Genomic DNA, 18691 nt, shown 5'->3' with positions numbered 1-18691 from the left:
CAATGAATAATTTGTACCTTTGTCTTGTAAAAAAATTAAATCGAAATGGCAGAAACAGTACAACATAGAGAACCAAAAAAGACTGATAATAACGCAAATCAAACTCATTATTACAAGACTTTAACAATAGCTATCGTTTTGGGTCTTATAGGAGTATTCATTAGATTTGTACCAGATGTTTGCACAAACTTTGATCAACATGTATCGATGTTTTCAGCAATAGCTAACATTAGCCTTGTAGTAGCATCTCTTATCGCTTTTAGAACAGTTTTTGGAATTTTAGGATTCGGAAAAAATAAATAAGTCTTTATAAAAATATAGTAATCGTCAATTCGAAAGAATTGACGTTTTTTTTACGCTGTTTTTCTTCGAATTGCCTTGGTACGGTTCTATCTAGATGACAGTTAACCCCCTTTTGGAGGTTAAGATATAACAAAGCATAGGGTTAAAAGTTTTAAATATTTACTTACCCGCGCCAAGATAAAATGTCGAAAAAAAATACGCTGTTTCCCGTAAGAGAAACAGCGTATTTTTTTATAGTACGAATAGCAATTAATTATGCAAATAATGACCAAGTTCCCCAAGGAATACGTGCTAAGATTAAGATTAATCCAAGAATGTAAAAAATCAAAACAGTTTTGTTAGCTTGTTTGGCATCAGTCAATTTTTTAGCTTTTATATAACCAATAGAAATTAACACAATCGCGATAATCATCGTAAGCGGATGCTCGATAATTTTAAAACGCATCGTAGGGTCTTTCATAATAGAACCTGAGATCATGGATGGGTATTTTAATACGAAGAATAAAATCAATCCAATTAATAATTGCAAGTGAGAGGCGATAAAACCTAACAGCGCAATTTTTCTATTATACGGTTTGTTACCTGAGAAGTTTACAAAGGTAATGATGATTGAAACAATCAGAGCTAACAATAAGATAATTGCTAATGTCGAGTGTAAGTGTAACATAATTTCTTCTTTAATTAATTCTTTGAATACAAAAGTATAAAATAACTAACGCTTTTCGCCTATTTCTTTAAATTCAGATTTTTCTTTCCATTTCGGGAAAGTCGCTTCTTGACTTAAGGTATAACCAATATCAAAAAATAGTAGAATATCGGCTAACATACCTTCAAAATTCCACTCCGGAATCACTTCATCGTTGACAGCATGATAACGGCCCTCTAATGCTTTTTTTCGTTTTTCAATAATGAACCGATCTTTTTCCAGATAATCGTTTCCACTACCAGCATAAAATGCAGGAACACCAACCTTCGCAAAATTGAAATGATCAGAACGATAGAAGCCTCCGGATCCAGGATTGCCCTCTGATTTCGTATAGCGGTCAAATTTGAGAGCAGAACGTTCGGCATAGTCATCCATATCCGATTGCCCTTTTCCAACAATAGATACATCTTTGGTAGCACCCGCAGCACTGAAGGCATCCATATTGATATTAGCAACTGTTTTATTTAAAGGGTAAATCGGATTTCGAACATAATAATCCGATCCCAGTAACCCGTCTTCTTCCGAAGTCACGGCAAGAAATACAATGGAACGTTCGGGAGCTTTTTTAGCTGCTTTAAAAGCTTTTGCAATCTCAAATAGTGCCGCTACCCCAGCAGCATTATCAATGGCACCATTATAGATTGAGTCTCCATTGACTGCTTCGCCAATGCCGAGATGATCCCAATGTGCGGTGTAGATAATATTTTCATCTTTACGGCTTTTACCTTCAAGTCTGGCGATGACATTATTTGACTTTGATCTTTTTATTTTATTGCTGACCTCAAAATTTGTTGTTATTCCCAAAGGAACTGCTTTGAAGCCTTTTTTCTTCGCTTTTTCCATTAGTGAGTCATCATAACCTGCTAGTTTAAAAAGCTTGGATGTACTTTCTGTCGATAACCAGCCTTCCACTTGTGCATATTTATGAGGGTCGCTCACATTATCTAAGTCCATCTGTGGCGCATTTCCCCAGCCTGTACGGATCACATTCCAACCGTAACTAGCTGCTTTTGTCTGATGGATTATCATAACGCCTGCGGCACCTTGACGTGCTGCTTCTTCGTACTTGTATGTCCATCTTCCATAATAGGTCATTGTATCGCCTTTAAAAAGAGACTTATCATAATGTCCGGGATCATTGACCATGACAACGACAGTCTTTCCCTTTACATCAAGATCTTGATAATCATTCCACTGATATTCCGGAGCAACGATACCAAATCCTACAAAAACGAGCTCTGTATTTTTCAATTCCACATGATCCTGCAGACGACGGCTTGTTACCACATAATCTGTAAGATTATTTAGTGAGAGTTCGTCTTGCGAAGATTTTAAAGATAGGCTTACATTGGGAGTGGAGGTAATCTCTACCATCGGAACTTCCTGAAAGTAACTGTTGCCATTACCTGGTTTTAGTCCTAGTGCTTTAAATTGAGCCGCGATATAGTTGGTCGCCAAAGTATCCCCCTTTGTAAAGGGTTTTCTACCCATAAATTCATCCGATGAAAGTTTGAGGATGGTGCTCTTATAGCTTTTTTCGGTAATGCTGCTGAGAGCTTTTTGATCGAGGGTATTTTGCTTCGTTTGCGCTGATACAAGATGCGGCATACCCATGCATGCTATACCTAACGCTATGTATTTAAATTGTTTTTTCATGTTGATGTGTTGTTTCAATAGGATAAATCTCCGCAATAGGATGGAAAAGATAAATTTTGTTACTGCTCAATTCTACGCATTTGTAGCGCTTTCTCACTTTTTCCTGCTTTTGAAATACCCGGCCATTCTGTAATTTGAAATGACTTTTTTCAGGTAACATTTCAACAGTTAATACCTGATCGGCATGTTTGTCAAATTTTTTAAGGGTACGAAAAAGATGAAGATCAGTACAACTGGATGCTGCCGGATTTGCTAAATATTGCGCTACAGCCGTGGCAATTTCAGCAGGAAAAATCTGAAGCCCTAAAAATGGATTCATTAAATTTTGAAAATTAGACTTCCATTCACTCCCATGCGGCTTCACAGCATGTTTATGCTGTTGCCAAGTCTGCAGATGTGCAAACTCATGAATGGTGGTGATCAAGAAGGAATAGGGGTTGAGATCATGATTCACCGAAATGCGATGGCCAGCCGTACGAAAAGGTGCACGATAATCACCAAGTTTTGTACTTCGGGTTTTAGATATTTTGAATAAACAGCCCGTATCATTGATCCATCTGGAGATAATGGGAGCAGCCTCTTCGGGCATAAATCTTTTCAATGTAGCACTATAATCCTGCATAACACAAACATAACTTTTTTTATTATTATAGCACTTATGCAAAAAGAAATTAAAAAATAAAAGCCGCACTATAACTAGTGCGGCTTAAAAAAAAGAATACTTTAATAAATGTTTACCTGTTTATCTTTTGGATATTTTAAACTATAGCCAAATCGGATCTTTTTAGTAGCGCCAGCAGGAACTGTGACATTCCATTTCAGGATACCGGTCTCTTTTGTTAATTCGGCGCCGTCTTGATCATCGACTGTGATTTCCATCGATTTGTCTGTCGAAATTGGTATCTGGTCCTGCAGGTTGATGGTTACACTGCTCTTCTTATTATTTTTTATGGTGATCTCATACACCAAGCTTTGTTTTTTGCTTCCGCCCAATATCTTGGTTTGAGATAGATCATTCACCTTGTCACGCTTTATGCTGATCATCTTGTCTCTCCCCATGCTCATTTTGAGCGTATCGGTAGACATATTTGGATCAATAAAGGTCTTGCCAACCAGCATATTTTCGAACATGACATTTGCAATTCCGGGCATCAGATTTAGTTTTTCGTAATCTGTTAATTCCGCCATGAGATAAACGCTAGGATCTAAGCGAGGTATCGCTACATAATTGTAATTTGCCGGATGCTTGTATTCTTTTAACGATACACTATGTGGCTTGCCGTTGGATGCAATATCGTATGGGATAGTAATATCAAATGTCGTATTCAGCTGATTTTCGTTTTGCTGCGTATAAGCATTGATACCATTTGTTCCCCGAATGCGGATATTTTTTTTGTCACTTATGGTAACGACCTCATCAAGCACAAGGCCTGAAGCCTTATTTTGCAAAGCTTGAGGAAACGTGGGTTGATTATAATACAGTTGCCAAGGAACTAGCGTTGGCGCTATTCCGTATTGAGACGGAGCACCTGTTGACAAGGTCAGATGAACCTGTTTCCAGTCGATTCCGGTTTCTTGCGTGACATTCGCTTTGTAAATGATTTCCAACGGTGCAGTAGTACTAGCGGATCGTAGATCATATGATGCATTCCAGGATGCCTGTGAAGATGTATACGTAATGTCGAAAGGTTGATTTCCAGCTTGGTTATTGATAACCTGAACAATCAGTTGTCCCCCTGAACCTGTTGTTTGTCCCTGTACCTCTTCTAGCTGGACTTTTGCTCTGTTAACGACATCTTGCTGGCTAACGATTTTATCTTCTAATATGGTAATATTACTTTTTACCTCCAGGTATTTAGTCTTATAATAATCGGCCATTTTAGCAAGTTCAGCAACAGTGGTACTACCATTTGTTCCAGCTATTTTTTGATTGTTTTCCAGTAGTTTTAAGATACTTTCTTCCGTTGCCTTTTGATTTTCAAAAGCTTTTAAAGCGTTAGCCTCCTTTTTGTATAAATTCTCTGCTTGTACAAATGCGTCACTTTTGACATCAGCTCCAATATAATTGACAGCTGACCGTACGGACATCACCGTTACGTTAGGAGAGCTTCCGATCTGAATACTGTTTTCATCGATGCCATTTGCAACATGTGTAAATACAAGTTCACTAGTTCCTGTGGGCAGGTTTACGGTTGCATGATGATTCAGTTCAGCCGCATTGGTATACAGCATAACCTCTTTTAAATCCGTCTTAATAATTTGGGGGCTCTGTGCAAATAAACTGCCACTGATGATGATGCTACCAATTGTTAATGAAATCTTTGTTATCTCCATCTTGTTCATTTAGTAATTTATATAAAGATGCGGTAATTAGTTTTATTTCATAAAAATAATTTCGCACAGGAATAATGTTGCCCCATGTACCTGGAATAATAGATTGGGATCTGATATTATTGGTACAATATGCTAGAGATGAATTTTGTTTTAAAAGAATGAGTAGGTATTTAATAAAAGGCTGCTTATCAGTAGGTAAACGGCGGTTGAAGAAATTTCAATTTTAGTTTTAATAAACAAAGTTTATGTTTGCTAAACAAAAGATATTTTCTAACTTTAGTTTTACCAATGTAATGGGACCGAATTGTTCTGGTGATGCAGTGAGTGAAATTCTGTTAAAAAATATAATATATAATACCATGAAAATAAGAGTATTAATAGTAGCATTGTTTATACTGGTTTACGTTAATGTAAACGCACAAAGGGTAGTTATAATTGGCCTTGATGGTTTTAGTACTGAAGGGTTCAACGGTTCTAAACACCCTAATATTGATCGGCTATTTGAAAAAGGACTGATTACGTTGACAAATAGGCCCGTAATGCCATCGATCACATTGCCCAATTGGACAAGTCATTTAACGGGACAGGGACCGGAAGAACACGGTATAACAGCCAACAACTGGACAATGGAAAACCATATATTAAAAGCCATAGAAACAGATGAGCAGGGATATAGTCCGTCTATCTTTAAGGTATTCAAAGATAAAAAAAACAATGCAAAAACAGCATTTTACTACAACTGGGCCGAATTAATCAATCCAATTAACAAAAAATATTTGGATGAAGTCTCCTTTGAGGAAGGCGACAGGTATAAAGATAATTATGCAAAGGCATTGAAATTTATAGAGAAAAATAAAAATGATCCTACTTTAGTCTTTTTGTATAGTGTGCATACAGACCATGCAGGACATGAATATGGATGGATGTCGCCGCAGTATATTACAGCAATTGAAGAGGTGGATGTAGAAATCGGTAATTTCATTGATAAGCTTAAAGAACAAAAGCTTTACGATGATACCTACTTTTTGTTTATTACAGATCATGGCGGTATAAAAAAAGGTCATGGTGGCGTGACTATGAATGAAATGCAGATTCCATGGGCGATTACCGGTCCAAAAATTAAAAATCTAGGGCTTACTGATCAGTTTTTTAATAGTAATAAAAATACCTCTTTGGTACTCGCTAAGCTATTTGGCTTGAAGAATATTCCAAAATCCTGGACGGGAATTGCGCCAATTGTGATTTTTAAATAACGATATGTTTCTGCTCTCGCTAGGCAGAGATCTGAAAGATAGGTATACGAAAATTTATCGCGCCTGTCTTTTTTTATTGAAATGCTTTTACTGATGATACTTGCAGAAGTGTTCTTATTCCTTTTGTGCTAATACAAATTAACGTGCGCACTTCGTATACATTCGCTTATTTACCTTGTCCCCCTTAAATATATTTTTGTACAGCTAGATGGTTATATAGGTTTGTTTTTCTTCCACATACCGCTTGTTTATACTAATAAAAATAGATTTTTAGCTATTTATATTAGTAAATTATCATTTATTGTTTTATCTTAGTGCTGGAAATTTTTATAGTTAGCTCGTTTTCAGTTAGCTTATAAAAAGATAATATTTATTATCTTTCCGATATTAAATAATTCTTGATGGTAACGGAGAGAGCGATATATTCGTTTAAATTTGATAGCGTTCAAGATTAATCTCATATAAATTAAGTCAAAAAATAGACACATAAAAAAATATGCTAGCGAGATTAGATATTAAAAATTACGCATTGATTGACGAATTATCAATTCAATTTGATAAAGGATTGAATATCATCACAGGTGAAACTGGTGCGGGTAAGTCAATTATCATGGGTGCGCTATCCCTTATTTTAGGAAGTAGGGTAGAAGGAAAATATTTTTTTAATCAAAATAAGAAATGCAGCATTGAAGGTTTTTTTCAAATTGAAGCATACGATCTGAAAGGTTTTTTTCAGGAACATGATCTGGATTATGAAAATGAAACCATTATTCGTCGTGAAATTAGTGTAGATGGTAAGTCGCGTGCTTTTGTGAACGATTCACCAGTTACCTTAGCTATCCTTAAAAGTTTAGGTGAAAAGTTGATTGATATTCATTCACAGCATGCCACCTTGCAGATCAATACAGAGGAATTTCAGTTTTTGGTCGTGGATAATGTAGCAAAGTCCACTGCTTTAAAAGCGGGTTACCTAACCTCATTTTTAAGGTATAAAAAAGTTAAAAACGAATTAAGAAAGATAAAGGAACAAGCCAAGCAAGCTCATATTGAAGCAGATTTTAATCAATTTCAGTTTGATGAGCTTCATCAAGCATCGCTAACAGCGGATGAGCAGGTGAATTTGGAGGCCGAGCAGCAACAACTTGAGAATGCAGAAGAGATAAAAAGAGGCTTACTTGGTGCCGTACATATCTTAGAGGAGCAGGAGCAGAACGTAATCTTACAGGTGAAAGAATCTTTAGGTCAGTTAGAGTCTGTAGCTCCTTATCTTACAGCTTTGCCCGATCTGGTCAATCGACTTCGGAGTGTCTGGATAGAGGCCAAGGATATTGCGACAGAAATTGGTTATCTGGAGCAGGGAACAAATTTGGATCAGGATAAATTATTGTTGATCAATGAACGTCTAAGTTTGATTTATAACCTTCAAAAGAAACATCATGTCGATACAGTAGAGGATTTATTGGCTATTAAAGATGCTTTAGAACAAAAACTACTGGATGTTAATAGTCAGGATGAACGGATCATCGCATTAGAGAAAGAGCTGACCGAGACTTATCAGCAGGCTTTAGAAAAAGGAAAAGCATTAACAGAGCTTCGGCAAAAAGCTTTACCTCAAATTGAAAAGCATGTCGTTTCAATCTTAGCGGAAGTAGGAATGCCAAATGCCAAACTGGAAGTCAGGCTGGAGGATTTAGCGGAAAATGAACTGAAAGAAAATGGAATGAACAGTATCCAATTTCTATTTTCGGCAAATAAAGGACAGGAATTACAGACAATTCATAAGGTTGCTTCAGGTGGAGAGTTATCGCGTGTTATGCTTGCGATTAAATCTTTGATTGCAAAGAGCTCAGCATTACCGACGATTATTTTTGATGAAATTGACACCGGTATTTCTGGTGAAGTAGCATTGAAAGTTGGGGAAATCATGGAACGCTTGGCTGGGGATATGCAGGTTATTGCGATTTCTCATTTACCTCAGATCGCATCAAAAGGAAGATCTCATTTTAAAGTCTACAAAATTGATGAAGGTGATAAAACAAAATCTAATATTGTGCTTTTAAATCAAGAAGAGCGTATCAAAGAAATCGCTCAGATGTTGAGCGGAATAAAACCGACCTCTGCAGCACTAGCGCATGCTAAGGCCTTGTTAAATATTGTTGATTAGTACGTGTAAGTACTAAAAATGATCTGATTAATCATAGTGGTCTAGTATGTTCAAGATAGATAAAGAGTTAACAACATGATCCTTGATAGATTGCTTGAATTTTGTACTTCTATAAGTTTTCGGCGTCTCAGCTTATTCAAAGGTCTTGCATAAGCTGAGATTGCTCATAAAATATATGATGAGATGTTGAATATTTGATCAATTAACTATTTCTATCCTCTTTCAATTTTTTCACTTCACTGGCCAGATCTAAAACCGCTTTACTTAATGCTGCAATAGATTGTGTTTTGATGCGGTCTTCCTCAATGAATTTTTCCAGTAGTGCCAATAATTTGTCGGAACCATCAGAATTGAATGTTGGTTGGGTATGCTGACTATGACTTTGATCTATTGCATGATCATTAAATGTATTCGTGTTATTCTGGATATTATATATTACATTTTCGTCTTTAAACGATTTGACGAAATCTGGTGTTACCCCAAGTGCATCTGCCAATTCTTTTAAAAGAGGTTCGTCAAAAGCAACCATATTTTCAAAATCAGAAATACGTTGTTGAGAGTATTTGCTTCTGCATAATTGCCCAAGGGCCTCTTGTTTAATTCCTTGAATTTCTCTTATCCGTTTTATATTGTGACCGATGTGCATGGTTTCTTTTTTTTCTTCAAAAATAGTGTTCATATGCTATGATTTTGTGGATCGGTACTATACCGGTAAATCGGTAGGATACCATGGAATGATTATGGTTGACAAAGTATAAATTTGATTTAAAATTACGAAAGTTTGTTGGTAAAGACAAAATGTAATGTATTCCTCTGCAAGAGGAATTATAAACCAAGATTAAACTTCTTAGTTCTTTGACGTATTGGTATTGATTGGAATAGTTAGTGGGGTAGGACTCACTACGTGATGCATTAGTTAGATAGTTAGAAGGTTAGTAAGTTAAGGGGGGCGAAGGTTACTTTGGCTCTTATTATAAAATAATTGAGGCTTCTTGTAACGCCGTAGGGTGAGGGTTATTGCCACTCACTGAATATCGAAAATGTATGAGTTGTAATTGACCATAATTTGAAAGGTATATACAACTTCTTTAATCCAAATATAGTACTTTTCGGGTTTTTAATGACCAGAATTTGGAAGGTGTATACAACCAGAACTTCAAGAGAGAATAGATTTGCTAGGTTGTTCCTGACTACAATTTGGAAGAGCGTTTGAAAATAGTTAGAAAGTTAAAGGGTGAGAAGGTTAGTTTCTAGTTTACCATATAAAATAATTGAGGCTTCTTGTGACGCCGTAGGGTGAGGGTTATTGCCACTCACTGAATATTTATCAATAATCTGAAATTTATACAGTGTTCTTGGCAGTAACACCTCATTGTTTAGGTTTAAGTTATATACACAATGCGTCCGCTTATTCGTTAATGAAATTAGAAAATAAGCTGTCAATTTTTTCTGGTCGTATTCTTTAATCTAAAAATATTCATATATAAAAGGTAGCTCTATATTGGAAATACTAAAATTAGACAAAATTGAGGTTCTCTTGATGCGGTCATTTCAAACTATTGCCAGTTAGGAACTTATAATATTTATTACTAAATTTGGTTATGACTACATTTAAAGTATCTGTTCCGGAAGACAAGACTTCTTTTTTCCTCGAAGTACTCGAACTTATCGGGGCTACATATGAGTCGAAAGAGACTAATTTCAAACTAACTGATGAACAAGAGCAGTTCCTTTTGTCTCAGAATGATGTGCCGCTTGATGATTGCCAGCCTGCTAGTCTAGTTTTCGAAGAGTTGAAGGTCAAATATGGCCTATAGCATACTTATCACTCCTGCAGCAAGAGAGCAAATTGAAGAAGCTACCGCGTATTATTTGGAACACGTCTCTAAAAAAGTTGCCTTAAAATTTCTTCAGGACTATAACAAAGCTGTTGCTGATATTTTGAAAGTCCGATACTTCCAGGTATTCTATCTTAACTTTCGTGGCAGGATGCTAACGAAATTTCCTTATATCGTTTTTTATACGTTAGATGAGGAGAAGGAGATGATCATCATCAAAGCGGTTTTTCATACCGCACAAACTCCGCAAAAATACCCTCACACATAAATAATTCTTGAGGCTGCTTGTGAAGCCGTAGGGTGAGGACTATAGGTCTCTCACTAAATACTTATTTATTACAACTATCCATAGTTGAATACTTCTGTATATACAATCTATGGGATAGCTATGCTACTAATTACTACACAACGGCCTACTGTTAGTCCATATTCTAAAAACTCCATATACCTCTAGGCATGCTCAGGTCACTTTGATGACGATGAAAAAGTAAGCCTATATATTATCTAGGTACTCACTCTTTGAGTTTAAGTCGTTAGATATATAACCGATTGGTATTCTCTTGATAAAGCTACTTATTTCCGATCAATTCCAATATGATATTAATGTTCTAAGTAGTCCTAGTATACCTCAAACATGATCTCAGTTTCCAATAAAATCCGCCAGGCCGGCTGAGATCTGTTGAGGTGAATAACCGATGAATTGGTATGCTCATATGCCTTGACTAAAACGATGATTATGAATAAAACTTTACAAATACTGAAAGCCGAAAAGTATATTTCCCTGCTTCAAGATGGAGATGAGCGTGGCTTAAATTATTGCTACAATCGCTTTTACGGATATCTTTTCGTTAGATCATTTCGGGCGACAAAGGATGATTGTGTAGCTGAGAGTATAGCTCAAGAAGCTTTATTGCGACTATGGCTATATAGAAAACAGGTGAAGGATATTGACGATACCTTAAATTTTTTAAAGGCACAGGTTAAATCGGCTATACATGCATTCTTTAATACAACGTGCAATAGATTTCACAAAAGCCTATTACGGCTAGATGGTATTGAGGATTATCAAAAGTTTTTACTCGGCTATGAAATTGAAGAAGAGGACGAAGTAGATCTGATCTATTTGGAGAAACTGGAGGAAGAAAAACAAGAACGATTGGATCAACTTAACAAACTATTGCCAAGCCTTAGTAATCAACAGCAGCTATTCATTAAACTTTGTTTAAAATACAGTTTTAACTATGAGCGTATTGCTCATTATTTGGGCGGTATATCTGACTATGAAGTCAGCTTGCAGGTTGAAAAAACCATTGAGACACTACGTTCTGTATTCAATAATTCGCAACACATGGAACTGTTAAATAGATCATCTAAAATTGTCCTTGAAGGTGAATTCAATGACCATCAGACAGAAATTTTTCATATGCGCTATGCGCTTCAATTGTCATTTGAGCAAATCTCTGAATCACTGAAATTGAATCCTACTATGGTCAAAAAGCTTTTTGTCCAGGCACATGCTAAGATTAAAACCGCCAAGAAAACCGCTTAATTATATATACCGTTATGGAAAAAGATACGCTAGTTTTAACACGAAAAGTTCAGCTTTATTTAGATTGTAATGATAAAGAACAACGATCTGAGTATTATAAGAAATTGTTCGAATGGCAGGACGTTGTGTACCGCGGATCGAATATGGTGATGACGCACCAATTTATTCAAGAGCAGATGAAGGATCTCATTTATCTGCGTGATGATATTAAAGTTAAATTGGGAGATTTTAAAAAGGATCCGGAAGGTATCTTCACATCATCAAAGATGAATACCACCTATCGCATATTGTCTTTATATTTTAAAGGAAAACTACCATCCGATATTCTTTCATCAATGAATATGACGTTGAACAGAGCTTTTAGTACTGATCGGGTGGCTTATTGGAAAGGTGAAAAATCTTTAAGGAATTATAAAAAGGACATGCCAATTCCCTTCGGTGGAAATCAAGTAAAATTGAGCAATGATGAGAAAGGCTGGGATTTTAAATTGAAGCTTTTTAAAATTCCTTTCCGCACGTATCTAGGTAAAGACCGATCAGACAAAAGGGTTTTACTACAACGAGCACTGGTGGGACATATCAAAATATGTACAAGTTCAATCCAGATTGTGAAAGGGAAAATATTTCTGTTGCTTGCTTTGGAATTACCGAAAAAGCAACACGAACTAAAAGATCATATCATTGCTGAAGCATCATTGTCTGTCGAGCATCCGATCACAGTTTCTATTGATAAGAATAGTTATCAAATCGGAAACAAAGAAGAATTCCTATACCGTCGGATGGCTATTCAGGCTGCTAAGCAACGATTGCAAAAGGCTGCAACATTCAATAGGGGTGGTCATGGTCGTAAGAAAAAAATGAAAAGTTTGGAGCAGTATAACGAAAAGGAGAAGCAGTATGTAGATAGTCGTCTCCATCTATATAGTCGAAGGCTGATTGATATATGTGTGAAATCTGAAGCAGGAACATTATTATTAGTCAATCAGACGACCAAAGAAGAGTTTGCTAAAGAGGATGAATTTCTATTACGAAACTGGAGCTATTATGGTTTGATTGAAAAGATTAAATACAAAGCCAATATGGCTGGTATAAATGTTATTGTAGAATAATTTTTTTGGATAGCAGATCGAAGTAAATTAAATTTGGTGTAGATATCTAATCGGGAAAAGGTTTAAATCATAGAAACGTAACAAATACTTGTTAATAAAAGTAAAGCATGGATAAATTATTTTTTGTAATCTTCAACAGTTATTATAAAGACAATCAATTTAAAAATGATAACCCGCCGCTGACAGTTGGAGGGTTATTCTTTGGTCTTTATGTAACTTTTTACTATTGTTATATTCTATATTTAGACATAGAGACGCGACAAGGGCCTACAGATTCAGCAGCAATTTTATTAGGTTTTTTGAGCGTATTAACGACGTATTTTGTTTTTTTTGGGAATAGACGCTACATGACCATCTATGAAAAGTATAAGGATGACATTGCGTTAAGAAGCAAAACAACAAAATTTTTCTGTTTCTTTTTAGTGTTCTTTCTTATACTTTCCAGTCTATTTTTAATTGCTATTCGGAATAAGCTTGTATTTGGAAATTGGATATAAGTAGACAGGAATAAGTGTGGGAGATAGGAGAGTGATTAGAGGCTAACATGCAAGTTTTTGTTATTTCTCATCTATTGCCAGATTGCATCAAAAGGTAGATCTCATTTTAAAGTCTACAAAAATGATGAGGGAGCAAAGATTAAGTACTATTGGTCTTTGAATCAAGAAGAACAAATCAAGGAAATTTCTCAGATGTTTAGCGGTATAGAACTAAAGTCGGTACCATTTTTATAGGTGAAGAATCTATCAAATGTTGTTGAACAGCCTATTTAAGTTAAGCCTTAATAACAAAAAACAAGTAAATTTAATCATTCAAATTTACTTGTTTTTTTAAGAAAAATTAATTGCCAACTGCTGCATCTGTCAAAACAATTTTGATATCCATATCGTTGGGTGCTTTTGGAGTTAAACCACTTACATCCCTCGCGAAAATACGTACTTTACCAATTGAATAGTTCGAAGAGTAGTCATGACCAAATATTATAGAAGGAATTAGTTCGTATGTTTTAGAATCTACAAAGTTTACAGCTACACTTACATGCCCATTTTCGTAATATTCTGCATCTAAGTTGTTAACAGCAATCTCGATACTATACATATTGCCATTTTTTGTCCATTGATTGGAGTTAACTGGGTATACATAACTGAATCCATCTAATACATTAACTTCTTGAGTAATATACTCTTTCGTGCAAGAACTAAATGAAGTTAAGGTTGCACCACCTATTAATAAGGCTAATAAAATTCTTTTCATATCTGTAGTTTTTTTGTTCCTTAATTTGTAAGACTGTTTGTAACTAAAATAGTTTAACAATCTTTTAACACTTCTAACAAAAAATGCACCATTTCTGGTGCATTTTCTTAAATAAATCAAATTCTATTAATCTTCTTTTTTATCTGCTGGCTCAATCGGTCTTTCAGAACGATCAGCAGTGACTTCAATTTCTTTAGTTTCAGCGTTTAAATCAACTTTTAAACGATCGCCAGATTTGATATCACCTTTTAAGATTTCTTCAGCGATTGGATCTTCTAAATATTTCTGAATTGCTCGTTTTAATGGACGGGCTCCAAAATTAGTGTCGTATCCTTTTTCTGCAATAAACTCTTTTGCTGTTTCAGTCAAATCTATTGTGTAACCTAAATCTGTGATTCTACCGAATAGAGATCTCAACTCAATATCAATGATTTTGAAGATATTCTCTTTCGATAACGAATTGAAAACAATTACATCGTCGATACGGTTCAAGAATTCAGGAGCAAAAGCACGTTTCAACGCTGTTTCGATAACAGTTCTTGAATGTGAATCTGCTTGTGTTGTTTTTGCCGCAGTGGTAAAACCAACACCTTGACCAAATTCTTTCAATTGACGTGCTCCGATATTAGAAGTCATGATGATGATGGTATTTCTAAAATCAACTTTACGACCTAAACTATCTGTCAATTGCCCTTCGTCCAACACTTGTAATAATAAGTTGAAAACATCCGGATGTGCTTTTTCAATCTCATCCAATAAGACTACAGCATATGGTTTGCGACGAACTTTTTCTGTTAACTGTCCACCTTCTTCATAGCCAACATATCCTGGAGGCGCTCCCACTAAACGTGATATCGCAAATTTCTCCATATACTCACTCATGTCAATCTGAATCAATGCATCTTCAGAATCAAACATAAAGCGTGCTAACTCTTTTGCCAACTCAGTTTTACCAACACCGGTAGGGCCTAAGAAGATGAATGAACCAATTGGTTTCTTCGGATCTTTAAGACCGGCACGTGTCCGTTGAATAGCTTTCACTAATTTCTGAACAGCATCATCTTGTCCGATGATTCTATTTTTCATCAGGTCACCCATGTTCAACAGTTTTTGACTGTCTGTCTGGCTAACGCGTTGTACAGGAATCCCTGTCATCATCGAAACAACTTCTGCAACATTATCTTCAGTTACGACATAACGTTTTGCTTTCGTTTCCTCTTCCCATGCTAATTTTTCACGGTCAAGTTCCTCTAACAGTTTTTTCTCAGTATCACGTAGTTTTGCAGCTTCTTCATATTTTTGACTGCGCACAACACGATTTTTCTCCAATTTGATCTCTTCGATTTTCTCTTCGATATCAATGATGGATTGTGGAACATGTATGTTTGTTAAATGCACACGTGAACCAGCTTCATCCAGCGCATCGATAGCTTTATCCGGTAAGAAACGATCGGTAATATAACGAGTCGTTAAACTTACACAAGCTTCGATAGCTTCAGGAGTGTAGTTGACATTATGGTGTTCTTCGTATTTTTCTTTAATACGATTTAAAATCTCAATAGTCTCATCACGAGTTGCAGGTTCAATGGTGACGCGTTGAAAACGACGATCCAAAGCTCCATCTTTCTCGATGTACTGACGGTACTCATCTAATGTAGTAGCACCGATACATTGAATCTCGCCTCTTGCTAAAGCAGGTTTGAACATGTTGGATGCATCTAATGAACCCGAAGCTCCACCAGCACCTACAATGGTATGAATCTCATCAATGAATAAAATCACATCTGGAGATTTTTCCAATTCGTTCATCACAGCTTTCATACGCTCTTCAAATTGGCCACGGTATTTTGTACCTGCCACTAAAGATGCGAGATCAAGCGTAACGACGCGTTTGTTAAACAGTACACGTGATACTTTACGTTGTACAATACGTAATGCTAATCCTTCTGCAATGGCAGATTTACCAACACCCGGCTCTCCGATTAACAACGGATTGTTTTTCTTACGACGTGATAAAATCTGAGAAACACGCTCAATTTCTTTTTCACGACCTACAATAGGATCAAGACGTCCTTCTTCCGCAGCTTTTGTTAAATCGCGGCCAAAGTTATCCAAAACCGGAGTTTTAGATTTAATGTCAGATACCTTTTTAGGTTGGATGAATTGCTCTTCTTCAGGATAATCGTCATCACCAGTGGACGAACCTGGAGCTTCATCTCGGATAGTTGTTTTATTTTGTTCTACTTCCGCTTTGAAGATATCATAACTCACTTGATATTGTTGTAGTATTTGAGAAGCGATATTATCCTCATCTCTCAAAATAGCTAATAACAAATGCTCTGTTCCTATGATTTCACTTTTAAAAATTTTAGCTTCTAAATATGTGATTTTAAGTACTTTTTCTGCTTGTTTAGTAAGTGGCATATTGCCAATTGGAGCGCGAGATACAGCTGAGCTTTTCACGGCCTCCTCTACAGACTGACGTAAAGCCGCAGTGTCAATTCCGATATTTTTCAAAATCTTAATTGCCATGCCATCACCTTCACGAATCAAACCTAACAACAAGTGTTCTGTGCCAATATAATCGTGACGCAACCTCAAAGCCTCTTCTCTACTGTACGATATGACATCTTTTACGCGCGGTGAAAATTTTGCTTCCATGTAATTTACCTTTCTTTTAATGACCAAGAATGATATAAATGTAATAAATTTACTTTATCAATCCTTAATATTTTAGTAATATTTATCAACAATTAAGCCATGCTATTAAATCGATCAAAATGTCAGTATAAAAGTTTACATTTGTGTGTATTTATTGTCCAAACAAAGAATAATTGATTAGTATGTCAGACGAAAAAATAATCTTTTCAATGGCGGGTGTCAACAAAATCTACCCTCCTCAAAAACAAGTTTTAAAAAATATTTACCTTTCTTTTTTCTACGGTGCAAAGATTGGTGTAATCGGTCTTAACGGTTCCGGAAAATCTTCACTGTTAAAGATAATTGCTGGTTTAGATAAATCTTTTCAAGGTGAAGTTGTTTTCTCACCAGGTTATTCTGTGGGTTATTTAGCGCAGGAACCTATTTTAGATCCGGAAAAAACAGTACTTGAAATTGTTCAAGAAGGTGTTGCCGAGATCACGGGTATTCTGAAAGAGTACGAAGAAATTAATGAAAAATTTGGCTTACCTGAAGTGTATGAAAATGCAGATGAAATGGATAAGCTTTTGGCTAGACAAGGTGAACTTCAGGATATTATTGATGCAACCAATGCTTGGGAAATTGACTCAAAATTAGAACGTGCCATGGATGCTTTACGTTGTCCAGAGCCTGATGCTAAGATTGCCAATTTGTCAGGAGGGGAGCGCCGTCGCGTGGCAATGTGTCGTCTTTTGCTACAAGAACCGGATGTTTTATTATTAGATGAGCCAACCAACCACTTGGATGCTGAGTCTATCGATTGGTTAGAACAACATTTAAAACAATATAAAGGTACAGTTATCGCTGTAACCCACGATCGTTACTTCTTGGATAATGTCGCTGGATGGATTCTGGAATTGGATCGCGGTGAAGGTCTTCCTTGGAAAGGAAACTATTCTTCTTGGTTAGATCAAAAATCTAAACGCTTAGCGCAAGAGGAAAAAACAGAGTCAAAACGTCAAAAAACATTAGAACGTGAATTGGAATGGGTACGTATGGCTCCTAAAGCTAGACATGCCAAATCTAAAGCACGTCTTCATAATTATGAGAAATTAGCTTCAGAGGAAACGAAAGACCGTGAAGAGAAATTAGAATTATTCATTCCACCGGGACCACGCTTAGGTAATGTCGTGATCGAAGCAGATAATATTTCAAAATCTTACGGTGACCGTATCTTATTTGAAAACTTAAGTTTCTCACTTCCTCCTGCAGGTATTGTGGGTATTATTGGTCCCAATGGTGCCGGTAAGACAACTTTGTTCCGCTTGATTACAGGACAGGAACAGCCTGATACGGGTACATTTAAAGTGGGCGAAACGGTAGCTCTTGGTTATGTGGATCAAAACCATGATGACTTGGATCCGGAGAAATCAGTATGGGAAAATATTACCGATGGAAACGAGAATATCATGTTGGGCAACCGCTCATCAAATTCGAGAGCGTATGTTTCAAAATTTAACTTTAATGGAGCAGATCAGCAGAAAAAAGTTGGTGTGTTATCTGGAGGTGAGCGTAACCGTGTACACTTGGCCATTACATTGAAGAAAAGTTCGAACGTACTTCTTCTGGATGAGCCTACCAATGATATTGACGTGAATACTTTACGTGCTTTGGAAGAAGGTTTGGAGAATTTCGGTGGTTGTGCAGTTGTCATTTCCCACGATAGATGGTTCTTAGATCGTATCTGTACGCATATTTTAGCATTTGAAGGTGATTCTCAGGTATATTTCTTCGAAGGGAACTATTCAGAATATGAAGAAAATAGAAAGAAAAGAATTGGCGATGTCACTCCACACCGTCTTAAGTATAAAAAACTAGTGAAATAGTA

At 36.2% G+C, this 18691-nt stretch carries 16 protein-coding genes; 9 read left to right on the top strand and 7 right to left on the bottom strand.

Translation table 11 applies throughout. From position 1 onward, the window contains the following. Positions 1-45 precede the first annotated feature (45 nt). On the top strand, positions 46-303 hold the full coding sequence (locus M2265_RS11465; RefSeq protein ID WP_021187767.1) for a hypothetical protein: 258 nt from the start codon (positions 46-48) through the stop codon (positions 301-303). Between the two features lie 253 nt (positions 304-556). Here M2265_RS11465 and M2265_RS11460 read toward each other — a convergent pair whose 3' ends face one another. The 4 genes from M2265_RS11460 to M2265_RS11445 all read right to left on the bottom strand — a co-directional run bounded on the left by M2265_RS11460 (position 557) and on the right by M2265_RS11445 (position 4999). After that, positions 557-970, bottom strand: coding sequence for a hypothetical protein (locus tag M2265_RS11460; protein ID WP_021187768.1), 414 nt, complete (start codon positions 968-970; stop codon positions 557-559). Between the two features lie 45 nt (positions 971-1015). Then, on the bottom strand, positions 1016-2665 hold the full coding sequence (locus tag M2265_RS11455) for a M28 family metallopeptidase (RefSeq protein WP_132772285.1): 1650 nt from the start codon (positions 2663-2665) through the stop codon (positions 1016-1018). Further along, a complete protein-coding gene (locus M2265_RS11450; RefSeq protein WP_021187770.1) occupies positions 2649-3287 on the bottom strand; it encodes a SprT-like domain-containing protein in 639 nt (212 codons plus the stop codon). Before M2265_RS11450 ends, M2265_RS11455 begins: the two co-directional genes overlap by 17 nt. Before the next feature lie 101 nt (positions 3288-3388). Further along, complete coding sequence (locus tag M2265_RS11445; protein WP_132772287.1) at positions 3389-4999, bottom strand: DUF4139 domain-containing protein; 1611 nt, start codon at positions 4997-4999, stop codon at positions 3389-3391. Positions 5000-5358: 359 nt separating this feature from the next. Here M2265_RS11445 and M2265_RS11440 point away from each other — a divergent pair, with 359 nt between their 5' ends. After that, on the top strand, positions 5359-6252 hold the full coding sequence (locus M2265_RS11440) for an alkaline phosphatase family protein (protein ID WP_132772289.1): 894 nt from the start codon (positions 5359-5361) through the stop codon (positions 6250-6252). Positions 6253-6748: 496 nt separating this feature from the next. Next, positions 6749-8416, top strand: a complete 1668-nt coding sequence (gene recN / locus M2265_RS11435) for a DNA repair protein RecN (protein WP_132772291.1) — start codon at positions 6749-6751, stop codon at positions 8414-8416. Positions 8417-8618: 202 nt separating this feature from the next. Here the strand turns inward: recN and M2265_RS11430 are convergent, their stop codons facing one another. Continuing rightward, entirely contained in the window at positions 8619-9095 is a 477-nt protein-coding gene (locus M2265_RS11430) for a helix-turn-helix domain-containing protein (protein WP_021187772.1), read from the bottom strand. Between the two features lie 922 nt (positions 9096-10017). On the opposite strand from M2265_RS11430, the gene M2265_RS11425 reads away from it, so the two are divergent. The 5 genes from M2265_RS11425 to M2265_RS11405 all read left to right on the top strand — a co-directional run bounded on the left by M2265_RS11425 (position 10018) and on the right by M2265_RS11405 (position 13409). Further along, on the top strand, positions 10018-10233 hold the full coding sequence (locus M2265_RS11425; protein ID WP_021190221.1) for a hypothetical protein: 216 nt from the start codon (positions 10018-10020) through the stop codon (positions 10231-10233). Then, on the top strand, positions 10223-10522 hold the full coding sequence (locus M2265_RS11420) for a type II toxin-antitoxin system RelE/ParE family toxin (protein WP_021190222.1): 300 nt from the start codon (positions 10223-10225) through the stop codon (positions 10520-10522). Before M2265_RS11425 ends, M2265_RS11420 begins: the two co-directional genes overlap by 11 nt. 468 nt (positions 10523-10990) lie before the next feature. Further along, positions 10991-11803: an RNA polymerase sigma factor gene (locus M2265_RS11415; RefSeq protein WP_132772293.1), complete on the top strand. Its 813-nt coding sequence runs from the start codon at positions 10991-10993 to the stop codon at positions 11801-11803. 14 nt (positions 11804-11817) lie between these two features. Then, positions 11818-12912, top strand: a complete 1095-nt coding sequence (locus tag M2265_RS11410) for a hypothetical protein (RefSeq protein ID WP_021190224.1) — start codon at positions 11818-11820, stop codon at positions 12910-12912. 107 nt (positions 12913-13019) lie between these two features. Continuing rightward, positions 13020-13409, top strand: coding sequence for a hypothetical protein (locus tag M2265_RS11405; protein ID WP_132772295.1), 390 nt, complete (start codon positions 13020-13022; stop codon positions 13407-13409). A gap of 340 nt (positions 13410-13749) precedes the next feature. On the opposite strand, the gene M2265_RS11400 is transcribed toward M2265_RS11405, so the two are convergent. Then, entirely contained in the window at positions 13750-14163 is a 414-nt protein-coding gene (locus tag M2265_RS11400; RefSeq protein ID WP_132772296.1) for a hypothetical protein, read from the bottom strand. Positions 14164-14289: 126 nt separating this feature from the next. Further along, positions 14290-16824: an ATP-dependent Clp protease ATP-binding subunit gene (locus M2265_RS11395; protein WP_021190227.1), complete on the bottom strand. Its 2535-nt coding sequence runs from the start codon at positions 16822-16824 to the stop codon at positions 14290-14292. Positions 16825-17006: 182 nt separating this feature from the next. On the opposite strand from M2265_RS11395, the gene ettA reads away from it, so the two are divergent. Beyond that, positions 17007-18689: an energy-dependent translational throttle protein EttA gene (gene ettA, locus M2265_RS11390; RefSeq protein ID WP_132772298.1), complete on the top strand. Its 1683-nt coding sequence runs from the start codon at positions 17007-17009 to the stop codon at positions 18687-18689. Positions 18690-18691: the final 2 nt, after the last annotated feature.

Origin of the sequence: Sphingobacterium kitahiroshimense (genome assembly GCF_025961315.1) — a bacterium.
Lineage (GTDB): Bacteria > Bacteroidota > Bacteroidia > Sphingobacteriales > Sphingobacteriaceae > Sphingobacterium > Sphingobacterium anhuiense.
This window is presented reverse-complemented; position numbering and strand designations above follow the sequence as displayed.